The sequence below is a fragment of the Bradyrhizobium sp. OK095 genome (assembly GCF_900109945.1).
GTDB lineage: Bacteria > Pseudomonadota > Alphaproteobacteria > Rhizobiales > Xanthobacteraceae > Bradyrhizobium.
In genome coordinates this window covers 246,349-256,032 of the sequence record NZ_FOBX01000002.1, presented here as the reverse complement: position 1 = coordinate 256,032, position 9,684 = coordinate 246,349, and the positions used below count along the sequence as shown (strand labels likewise).

The 9,684-nt window shown below is 65.4% G+C and carries 10 protein-coding genes and 1 riboswitch; of the genes, 5 read left to right on the top strand and 5 right to left on the bottom strand.

Annotated features, from left to right (window positions below; all coding sequences use genetic code 11):
• The first annotated feature begins 4 nt into the window (after positions 1-4).
• Positions 5-1,699 (top strand): ShlB/FhaC/HecB family hemolysin secretion/activation protein, encoded by a 1,695-nt coding sequence (locus tag BMW89_RS06300; RefSeq protein ID WP_092023827.1) that lies wholly within the window; start codon positions 5-7, stop codon positions 1,697-1,699.
• Positions 1,700-1,857: 158 nt separating this feature from the next.
• Here the strand turns inward: BMW89_RS06300 and bluB are convergent, their stop codons facing one another.
• From bluB to cobU, 3 genes are read right to left on the bottom strand one after another with little or no spacing between them, the layout of a single operon-like run.
• The gene (gene bluB / locus BMW89_RS06295) at positions 1,858-2,490 is read right to left on the bottom strand and encodes a 5,6-dimethylbenzimidazole synthase (protein ID WP_092023826.1); all 633 of its coding nucleotides are present in this window, start codon (positions 2,488-2,490) and stop codon (positions 1,858-1,860) included.
• Between the two features lie 4 nt (positions 2,491-2,494).
• On the bottom strand, positions 2,495-3,277 hold the full coding sequence (gene cobS, locus BMW89_RS06290) for an adenosylcobinamide-GDP ribazoletransferase (RefSeq protein ID WP_092023825.1): 783 nt from the start codon (positions 3,275-3,277) through the stop codon (positions 2,495-2,497).
• A complete protein-coding gene (gene cobU, locus BMW89_RS06285) occupies positions 3,274-3,777 on the bottom strand; it encodes a bifunctional adenosylcobinamide kinase/adenosylcobinamide-phosphate guanylyltransferase (protein ID WP_177195865.1) in 504 nt (167 codons plus the stop codon). Before cobU ends, cobS begins: the two co-directional genes overlap by 4 nt.
• A 123-nt stretch (positions 3,778-3,900) precedes the next feature.
• Here cobU and cbiB point away from each other — a divergent pair, with 123 nt between their 5' ends.
• Positions 3,901-4,842: an adenosylcobinamide-phosphate synthase CbiB gene (cbiB, locus tag BMW89_RS06280; protein WP_177195864.1), complete on the top strand. Its 942-nt coding sequence runs from the start codon at positions 3,901-3,903 to the stop codon at positions 4,840-4,842.
• Positions 4,843-4,853: 11 nt separating this feature from the next.
• Positions 4,854-5,819 carry a threonine-phosphate decarboxylase CobD gene (gene cobD / locus BMW89_RS06275; protein ID WP_177195863.1) on the top strand — a complete coding sequence of 322 codons (966 nt, stop codon included), beginning with the start codon at positions 4,854-4,856 and terminating at the stop codon, positions 5,817-5,819.
• On the opposite strand, the gene BMW89_RS06270 is transcribed toward cobD, so the two are convergent.
• A complete protein-coding gene (locus BMW89_RS06270; protein WP_092023822.1) occupies positions 5,808-7,256 on the bottom strand; it encodes a cobyric acid synthase in 1,449 nt (482 codons plus the stop codon). The genes cobD and BMW89_RS06270 overlap by 12 nt on opposite strands.
• 11 nt (positions 7,257-7,267) lie before the next feature.
• Positions 7,268-7,903 (bottom strand): cob(I)yrinic acid a,c-diamide adenosyltransferase, encoded by a 636-nt coding sequence (gene cobO / locus BMW89_RS06265; RefSeq protein WP_092023821.1) that lies wholly within the window; start codon positions 7,901-7,903, stop codon positions 7,268-7,270.
• Between the two features lie 40 nt (positions 7,904-7,943).
• Positions 7,944-8,164: riboswitch (cobalamin riboswitch) on the top strand.
• Between the two features lie 95 nt (positions 8,165-8,259).
• On the opposite strand from cobO, the gene BMW89_RS06260 reads away from it, so the two are divergent.
• Together BMW89_RS06260 and cobW are read left to right on the top strand one after the other, a co-directional pair.
• Entirely contained in the window at positions 8,260-8,634 is a 375-nt protein-coding gene (locus BMW89_RS06260; protein WP_092023820.1) for a DUF1636 family protein, read from the top strand.
• A complete protein-coding gene (cobW, locus tag BMW89_RS06255) occupies positions 8,631-9,680 on the top strand; it encodes a cobalamin biosynthesis protein CobW (RefSeq protein ID WP_092023819.1) in 1,050 nt (349 codons plus the stop codon). The genes BMW89_RS06260 and cobW overlap by 4 nt, the downstream gene beginning before the upstream one ends.
• The last annotated feature ends 4 nt before the right edge of the window (positions 9,681-9,684 follow it).

Genomic DNA, 9,684 nt, shown 5'->3' with positions numbered 1-9,684 from the left:
AGGGATGCGGATTTGGCGGGCAGTGTTGGGGGTGGGGCTTGCAGCGTGCTGCATCGTGCCCGCGCGCGCGCAAGTGCCCTCGATCAATCCCGGCGTGATCCAGACCGACGTGGACCGGCAGCGCCGCCAGCTCGAACAGCAGAGCGCGCCGCCAAAACTCAACGGTCCCGCGGTGATCGGCGGCGAGCGGGAGAAATCCCAGCTGCTCAAGCCAGGCGGACCGAAATTCCGCCTGCGCAAGGTCGAGTTCGGCTCCTCCAAATTCATCACGCCCTCGGAGCTCGACGAGATCGCGAAGAAGTATGTCGGCCAGAACGTCGACATTGCCGCGCTGTTGCAGCTCGTCGCCGACATCAACGCCGTCTACGCCGCGCGCGGCATCGTCACGGGCATCGCGACGCTGCCGGAACAGGATCCGAAGGACGGTGTGGTCAAGATCAAGCTGACCGAAGGCCGGCTTCAGAAAACGACCGTCGAGGGTAACAAGCAGACCCGCACCGATTATATCTTGCATCGCTTGAGGGAGCCCGAAGGCGAGGTGCTCGACGTTCCCAAGCTCAATCGCGACGTGATCTGGTTCAACCGCACCAACGACGTGCAGATCAAGGCGCTGCTCCAGCCCGGCACGAGTTTTGGCCTGACCGATCTCCAGTTCGCGGTGATCGAGCCGCCGGTCGACACCTTGCAGCTGTTCACCGACAATCAGGGCTCCGAGAACACCGGGCGCTGGGAGGGCGGGGCCTTCTACAAGCGGCATGGCCTGTTCGGCGTCGACGATCGCCTGACTTTCTACGGCGTCCGCTCCGACGGCAATCTCAACGGCAACGCCGCCTACAGCGTTCCGGTCAATCCGTGGGGCGGTCGCGTCGGCGTCAGCTATACCGAAGGCAAGATCAAGATCGTCCAGGGACCGTTCGTCGCGCTCGACGTCACCGGACGCTCGAGCCAGGCCGCGGTCAATGTCAGCCAGCCGGTCTGGGTGACGCAAAACTGGCTGGTGCTGCTCAATGCCGCGGAGACCGAGGGCAAGACCGTCAGCCGCTTCGCCACGGTCGCCGTCACCGAGGATCACTACGACAAGGCGACAGCCGGCGTCTCGGTGACCAATTCAGGCAACACCTATTCGGTCACGGTCTCGCCGGCGGTGAACTACGTCGCGTGGCAAGACCATGTGCTCGGCAACAACCGCGCGTTCAACACCTATACCGGCTCGCTGATTGCAACCAGCACGGCGGGGCCGGCGAATTTCAGCGCCAACGTACTAGCGAGCTGGCAATACACACAGGACAAGCTGCTGCCGGGCGACCAGATCTTTTCGATCGGCGGCCCCACGACCGTGCGCGGCTATCCCTCCAACTCGGCGTCCGGCGACAGCGGCTACTATTTCAACGCCGAGCTGCACTACAACTGGTCGCAATGGCTGAGGGGCTTTGATACCTACATCTTCACCGACTGGGGTGGGGTGTATTCGACGTTCCCCGGCGTGACCGAGCTCGCCTCGGTCGGCGTTGGCTTCTCCTGGACTTACGCGCAGTTCCTGACGTTCGAGGCGAATTACGCGACGCCGCTGAAGATGGCCGTCTCGACCCAGAACCACTACGAGGCCTATGGTCGCGTCATCTTCCGGCCGTTGTTGATGTTCGAGAAGCCGGAAAGCCGCGCGCCCGTGGCGGCAGTTGCGGGCAAGAGCAAGTCGTAGCGGCGGGGTGCTTCTCCCTCCGCCGTCATTGCGAGCGCAACTCTCTCACCGCCGTCATTGCGAGGAGCCCTTGCGACGAAGCAATCCAGAATCTTTCTGCGGAAACACTCTGGATTGCTTCGCTTCGCTCGCAATGACGGAGGATGGAGCGCGCCTGATTAGCGCCGCAACGTAAACTCGCTCGCTCCCCGCCGCTGCTCCCATTTCGCCTGTTCCAGCTCCGGCTGGTCGCATTCGGCCTCGGGATAGCCAATGCAGAGATAGGCGATGAACTTCCAGGTGTCAGGTACATCGAGAATGGCGTGGACGCGCGCGGGGTTCAAAATCGAGACCCAGCCGAGCCCGATGCCTTCGGCGCGCGCGGCGAGCCACATCGCGGTGATGGCGGCGACCACGGAATATTCCGTCGTCTCCGGCATGGTGGCACGGCCGAGGCCGTGGCCGATATCGCTGGCCTTGTCGGCAAACACGGCGAGGTGGCCGGGGGCCTGTTCGAGGCCCGACAGTTTCAACGCGGCATAGCGCGCTGCGCGTTCGCCGGAATAGCAATTCAGCGCGTCGGAATTGCACGCCCTGAAGTCGTCGATCACAGCGCGGCGCCGCGCGGCATCGTCGACGATGACGAAGCGCCAGGGCTGGCTCAGGCCGACCGAGGGCGACAGACATGCGGTCTCGATCAGGCGATCGATCGCACCGTCCGGCAGCGGGGCGCTGCGAAAGCGGCGCACGTCGCGGCGCCACACGAACAACTCACGCAGTTGCCGGCGAAAGACGTCGTCGAACTCGACCATGACGTCAGCGTCCCATCTGGAAGGCCGCGGCGACCAGCAGGATCAGGATCTCGCCAGTCTGCTCGAATGCGCCGAGGATGTCCCCGGTCTGCCCGCCGATCTGGCGGATGGCAAGCCGTGCCAGCATCAGCCCGGCGAGCGACAGCAGGATCAGGCCGACCAGCGCCTTGCCCGGGCCGAGCGCGAGGGCGAGCGTGAGCGTTCCAAGAGCAAATGCGACGGCCACGCTGCGGCCCGACGGTGCTCCGGCGCTCGCCGAAAGCCCGTCCGGCCGTGCCGGCGGAACCAGCGACATGAAGGCCGGCACGCCAGCACGCGCCGCAGCATGCGCAGCGCAAAGCGCAAGCGTGACGGCCCACGGATTGGCGATGGCCGCAAGCGCGCTCCAGCGCAGACCGAATGAGAGGATCAGCGCGCAGACGCCATAAGTACCGATCCGGCTGTCGCGCATGATCTCGAGCTTGCGATCGCGTGTGCGGCCGCCGCCGAGCCCGTCCGCGGTATCGGCGAGCCCGTCCTCGTGCAGCGCGCCGGTGATGAGTGCAGTCGTCGCGAGCGCGAGCAGGGCAGCAAGGTTCGGTGTTAGTCCGATCCGGCTGGCGATCTTGTAGATTAACGCGCCGGCGAGGCCGACCAGCAGTCCGGCGAGGGGAAGCGCCCATGTCGCGCGGGCGACGGCGCCGTCTCCCGCGGGCTTTGACGATGCCACGGGCAAGATCGTCACGAACGATGCCGCCATCCTGAGATCGGCAATGACGTCTTTCAAAAACTCGGCGCGCGGCATCATTTCAGTTTCATCGGCAGGCCGGCGACGACGAACTCGACCTCGTCCGCGGCGATCGCAATGGTCTGGTTCATGATCCCGGCGGCGTCGCGAAAGCTGCGCGCCAGCGCGTTATCAGGCACGATGCCGAGGCCGACCTCGTTGGTGACGAAAACGACGGGGCTCTTGAGACGGGGCAGGGTGCCGGCGAGCTCTGTCATCTCGCGCTCCCAGTCGCGCTCGGCATGCATCAAATTGGAGAGCCACAGCGTCAGGCAGTCCACGAGCCTTGCGCCGCCGCCATCGCTCGCGACCAGCGCGGGCACGAGATCAAGCGGCACCTCGCGTTCGATCCAGTCGGTTCCGCGGCGCGTGCGGTGCTTCGCGATGCGCGTCTCCATTTCGGCGTCGAGCGCCTCGGCCGTCGCGACATAGACGGGCTGTCCGGGAAAGGCGCGCGCGCGCATTTCCGCACGCTTGCTCTTGCCCGATCGCGCTCCGCCCGTGATCAAGATGACGGCCATAAAAGTCTCCTGTGGGCCAGCACTAATCACCAAACGGGTCGAAAGACAAAGCCGAAATCAGGCGGTCAGGGGCTTGCGCTCGCCCCTCGCTTTGCGCAACAGGGGGCGGGACAGGAGACGAATGTGGGTTTTGCGGGCGCGATGGTGGTGGCGATGGCGGTGGATGCCCTGCTGGGCTGGCCGTCGTGGCTGTTCGCCTGGATCGGCCACCCCGTGACCTGGCTGGGTCGGCTGATCGGCGCCATCGATACCGCCTGGAATCGCGCATCAGATCCGCCAGCGCTGCGCCGCGTTGCCGGCGTCGCCGGAGCGCTCCTTGTGATTGCGGTCTCCGTCGTGCTCGGTTGGTTGCTTCAGTCCTTGCTTCCCTCAGATTGGATACAGATCGCGTTGGTCGGCATTCTGGCCTGGCCGCTGGTCGCATTGCGCTCGCTTCATGATCATGTCGCGGCCGTCGCGAAGCCGTTGCAAGCCGGCGACCTTGCCGGTGCGCGCGAAGCGGTCTCGCGCATTGTCGGCCGCGATCCCGCAATGCTCGATGAAGCCGGCATTGCGCGCGCAGCGATCGAGAGCCTCGCCGAAAACGCCTCCGACGGCATCGTCGCGCCGGTGTTTTGGGGCGCGCTGTTCGGCTTGCCGGGGATCCTCGGCTACAAGGCCATTAACACGCTCGATTCCATGATCGGCCATCGCAGCGAGCGCCACGAAGCGTTCGGCTGGGCCGCAGCGCGCATCGACGATGTCGCGAACTTCATTCCGGCGCGCCTGACCGGATTTCTGTTCGTTCTGCTGGCACCGAGGCGATCTGAGGCACTGTCGTGCATGACGCGGGATGCGCGCCGTCACCGCTCGCCCAACGCCGGCTGGCCGGAAGCGGCGATGGCGGGCGCGCTTGGCGTGCGGCTCAGCGGTCCCCGGTTCTATCACGGCAACATCACCAACGAGCCCTGGCTCAACGAAGGTGCGCGCGATCCGCTTGCGGCCGACCTCGGTGAGGGACTGGCCGTCTACCGACGCGCTATGCTGTTGCTCGCAGGCGTCCTTGCGATCCTGGCCTTCGCGTGAAAGAACGGGGCATGCGCGAGCACGGTGGAAATCTCGATCTGGCCCAGCAGCGTTTTGGCGGACGCGCGGAGGACTGGATCGATCTGTCGACCGGAATCAACCGGCTGCCTTATCCCGTGGGCGAGGTGAGCGCGCGCGCATGGAGCGCGCTGCCGGCGCGTGCCGAGATCGACGCGCTGCATCAGGCTGCGCAGCATGCGTTCCGCACGAGCGCGCCGATCGTTGCGCTTGGCGGCGCGCAGGCCGCGATTCAATTGTTGCCGCAGCTAGCGCGGCGCGGCCGCGCATGCATCCTCGCGCCGACCTACAACGAATATGCAGGTGTTCTCTCGGCCGCGGGCTGGGATGTCCATGAGGTCGGAGAGCTCGACGCGCTGGCAGGCGCGGACCTTGCTGTTGTCGTCAGTCCCAACAATCCCGATGGCCGGCAATTTGCGCCAAAGGAGTTTCTGGCGCTGTTGCCGCGCGTCAGCCGTCTCGTCGTCGACGAGAGCTTTGCCGATGCCGCTCCGCAGCTGTCGCTTGCGCCGCAGGCGGATCGACCGGGACTGCTGATCCTGCGCTCGTTCGGCAAATTTTATGGTCTTGCCGGTCTGCGGCTGGGCTTTGCACTTGGCAATGCGGCCGACGTTGCAAGGCTCGCGGCGGCTTCGGGGCCATGGCCGGTCTCGGGAGCGGCGATCACGATCGGTTGCCGCGCATTGCGCGATGACGCATGGGCTGAGGCTACGTCAGCGCGGCTTGCGCGAGACTGTGTTCGGCTCGACGAGATGGCGCAGATGCAAGGCTGGCGGCTCGTCGGCGGCGCACCGCTCTTTCGCCTTTACGAAACGCCCGACGCTCTCGCTGCACAGGAGAAGCTTGCGCGTGCCCAGATCTGGTCGCGCGTCTTCGCGCAACAGCCGACATGGCTGCGGCTCGGCCTTCCCGGCGGCGAATCCGAATGGACCCGCCTTGCCGAGGTCCTAGCGCGCTAGCGCGAGCAGGCCGTCGACGTCGAGATGCTGTTCGATGTGATCGGCGAGGGCGTCGAGCGCGCTCTCGACCCTCGCATGATACGGCTCGTCGCCGGCGGGAATGTCGAGCTTGGCCAGGAACGCCCTGCGAAAATCGTCCGACGTGAACAGGCCGTGCAGATAGCTGCCTTGCACGCGGCGATCGCTGGAGACCGCGCCTTCCGGCTCGCCGTTCAGTTTCGCGAACGGGCGGGCACGATCCGGCCCGTCGGTGCGGCCGATGTGGATTTCGTAGGCTTCGATCGGCTGATCGGTCGCGGCATGCACGGCCGCAACACGCGTCAGCGTCTTCTGCGGGTTCATCACCGTTTCGACATCCAGAAGTCCGAGGCCCGGCGTGTCGCCCGCGGGACCTTCGATGCCGTCAGGGTCGGCGACGCTGCGACCCAGCATCTGATAGCCGCCGCAGAGCCCAAGCACATGGCCGCCCCTGCGACGATGCGCGAGCAGATCGATGTCCCAGCCCTGTGCGCGCAGGAAAGCTAGGTCGCCTCGCGTCGATTTCGAGCCGGGGACGATGACGAGCCTGACATCGCCGGGAATCGCTTCGCCCGGACGCACCATCACGAGGTCGACACCCGGTTCGAGTTTCAGCGGATCGAGATCGTCGAAATTGGCGATCCGCGACAGCGCGAGGCAGGCGATCTTGCATTGCCCGGGCTTGCGCGCATCGCTCAGGCCCAGCGCGTCCTCGGCCGGGAGCTCGCCGGCGCGGGTGAACCAGGGCAGCACACCAAGGCCACGCCATTCGGTCTTCGCTTCGATAAGTCTGTAGCCGTCGTCGAACAGCGTGGGATCGCCACGAAACTTGTTGATGACAAAACCCTGGATCATCGCGGCATCGTCGGGGTCGATCACCGTTTTGATGCCGACGAGCTGGGCGATGACACCGCCACGGTCGATGTCACCGACCAGCACGACAGGCACGTCGGCCTTGCGCGCAAAGCCCATATTGGCGATGTCGGCCTTGCGCAAATTTACCTCGGCCGGGCTGCCCGCGCCTTCGACCAGCACCAGATCGGCGCGCGCCTTCAGCCGCTCAAAACTCTCCAGCACGGCGCCCATGAGCTGCGGCTTCATGGCCGCATATTCGCGCGCACGTGCCGTTGCGATGCGCTTTCCCTGCACGATCACCTGTGCGCCCACATCGGTCTCGGGCTTCAACAGCACCGGATTCATGTCGGTATGCGGCTCGACGCCGGCGGCGAGCGCCTGCAATGCCTGGGCGCGGCCAATCTCGCCGCCATCGACGGTGACGGCCGCGTTGTTCGACATGTTCTGCGGCTTGAACGGGAGCACGCGCAGACCGCGGCGGCTGAAGGCGCGCGCAAGGCCGGCGACGATGAGCGACTTGCCCACGTCCGAGCCGGCCCCCTGGATCATCAAAGTGCGCGCCATTGCGAAGAGTCTCAGAACTCGACGCCGGCTTGCGCCTTGATGCCGGAGCGGAAGGGATGCTTGACCAGCGTCATCTCGGTGACGAGATCGGCGATCTCGATCAACTCGTCCTTGGCGTTGCGCCCGGTGAGCACGACATGCGTCATCGCAGGCTTGTGCGTCGACAGGAATTCGACGACCTCGGCGATATCGAGATAGTCGTAACGCAGCGCGATGTTGATCTCGTCCAGCACGACCATGCGCAAGTTGGAGTCGAGGATCAGCTCCTTGGCCTTCTCCCAGCCGGCGCGCGCGGCGGCGATGTCGCGGGCGCGGTCCTGCGTCTCCCAGGTGAACCCTTCGCCCATGGCGTGGAACTGGCAGAGCTCGCCGAAATGGCCGGTGAGCAGGCGCCGCTCGCCGGTGTCCCAAGTGCCCTTGATGAACTGAACGACCGCGCAGGGGAAGCCATGGGCGACGCAGCGTACGATCATGCCGAAGGCCGAGGAGGACTTGCCCTTGCCGGCGCCGGTGTGGACGATGATCAGGCCCTTTTCGCCGCTCTTGGTCGCCATGATCTTGTCGCGGGCGGCCTTCTTTTTCGCCATTTTCTGGGCGTGCCGGGCGTCGGTTTCCTCACCCGTTTGGGTATCCGGTTCAGGCGTCATCGGTCCCGGTCCTTCGGCTTGACAAGAGGCGGCCGGGGGCAAATGGTGGCCCGGCGTTGGTTCCTGTCCTATGACAGGCGAAGAGGGAATGCGATAGGGTCCGAATCGGCAAGATTTGGATCTAAACTGCAGCCGCCCCCGCGACCGTGACCGGAGAGATGCCCGAAGCCACTGACCCCTCACGGGATCGGGAAGGCGGGGATCGAAGGGTGAAAACCCTGCTCCGCAAGCCGGGAGACCTGCCAGCGCGGACGAGTTTTGGACCGGCGGACGGGGTGTTCCGCGACGGGGAAACGGCCTCTCAAGTCAGGGGCCGTGCGCCTCTTCGCCTCCCGTAGTTTATTCTGGAAGAGGCGATGACCGTCACACTTCATGTTTGCATCACCTGCCGCGCCGGCGAGACGCCTGGCGAGGGCGAGACGACGCCCGGCAAGCGCCTGCATGGTGCGATCCTCGATGCCGGCGTGCCCGACGGCGTCAATGTGGTTCCCGTCGAATGCCTCTCTGCATGCAGCCAGGGCTGCTCGGTGGCGCTCAGCGCGCCCGGCCGCTGGTCCTATGTCTATGGTCGCCTGTCGGATGCGAACGCGCAGGACGTGGTCGCAGGTGCTGCGGCCTATGCGGCCGCGCCCGACGGGCTCGTGCCCTGGCGCAGCCGTCCCGAAATCTTCCGCAAGCAGTCGCTTGCTCGCATTCCCCCCGTTGCCGTGTTGCCAGAGGCCGCCGAATGAACTCGCTCGCAAAAGTCCCGGTCACGGTGGTCACGGGTTTTCTCGGCTCCGGCAAGACCACGTTGATCCAGCATCTGCTCGCAAACCCCAATGGCAAGAAGCTCGCCGTGCTCGTCAACGAGTTCGGCAGCGAAGGCGTCGACGGCGAAATTTTGAAGTCCTGCGCCGATGCCAATTGCCCGGAAGAGAACATTATCGAACTCGCCAATGGCTGCATCTGCTGCACCGTCGCCGACGATTTCATCCCGACCATGGAGAAGTTGCTCGCGCGCCCGGTGCGGCCCGATCATATCCTGATCGAGACCTCGGGCCTGGCGCTGCCAAAACCGCTGCTGAAGGCATTCGACTGGCCGGAGATCCGCTCGCGCATCACCGTCGATGGTGTGATCGCGCTCGCCGATGCCGAAGCCGTAGCTGCTGGCCGCTTCGCGCCCGATCCGATTGCGGTGGAAGCGCAGCGCGCGGCGGATGAAAACCTCGATCACGAGACGCCGCTGTCGGAAGTGTTCGAGGACCAGATCGCCTGCGCCGACATCGTGCTGCTGACCAAGGCCGATCTTGCGGGCACCGCGGGGATCGAGGCCGCCAAGGCGGTGATCACCGCCGAGATGTCGCGCCGCGTGCCGATGCTTCCCGTCACTGACGGTGCGATCGATGCCCGCCTCATCCTCGGCCTCGGCGCTGCCGCCGAAAATGATCTCGCCGCGCGTCCCTCGCATCATGACGGCGAAGAGGAGCACGAGCATGATGATTTCGCGTCCGTCGTGATCGATCTTCCTGAAGTCACCGACGTCGACGCGCTGGTCGCATCGGTCCAGAAGCTGGCGCGCGAGCAGAACGTGCTGCGTGTTAAAGGATACATCGCTGTCGCGGGCAAGCCGATGCGGCTTCTGCTTCAGGCTGTCGGCGAGCGCGTGCGCCACCAGTTCGACAAGCCATGGGGCGCGGCTATCAGGCAATCGAAGCTCGTCGTGATCGGCGAGCACGGCGATATCGACGAGGCCGCCATCAAGGCGGGACTTGGTATTCAGGGACTTGGTATTTAAGGAC

Coding starts and splice junctions, on each gene's coding strand:
- cobU (WP_177195865.1), bottom strand. CDS start 3,777: ATGGCCGTCATCTTGATCACGGGCGGAGCGCGATCGGGCAAGAGCAAG.
- BMW89_RS06270 (WP_092023822.1), bottom strand. CDS start 7,256: ATGGCGCGCACTTTGATGATCCAGGGGGCCGGCTCGGACGTGGGCAAG.
- cobO (WP_092023821.1), bottom strand. CDS start 7,903: ATGACGCCTGAACCGGATACCCAAACGGGTGAGGAAACCGACGCCCGG.
- BMW89_RS06300 (WP_092023827.1), top strand. CDS start 5: ATGCGGATTTGGCGGGCAGTGTTGGGGGTGGGGCTTGCAGCGTGCTGC.
- cobD (WP_177195863.1), top strand. CDS start 4,854: ATGCGCGAGCACGGTGGAAATCTCGATCTGGCCCAGCAGCGTTTTGGC.
- BMW89_RS06260 (WP_092023820.1), top strand. CDS start 8,260: ATGACCGTCACACTTCATGTTTGCATCACCTGCCGCGCCGGCGAGACG.
- cobS (WP_092023825.1), bottom strand. CDS start 3,277: ATGATGCCGCGCGCCGAGTTTTTGAAAGACGTCATTGCCGATCTCAGG.
- cobW (WP_092023819.1), top strand. CDS start 8,631: ATGAACTCGCTCGCAAAAGTCCCGGTCACGGTGGTCACGGGTTTTCTC.
- bluB (WP_092023826.1), bottom strand. CDS start 2,490: ATGGTCGAGTTCGACGACGTCTTTCGCCGGCAACTGCGTGAGTTGTTC.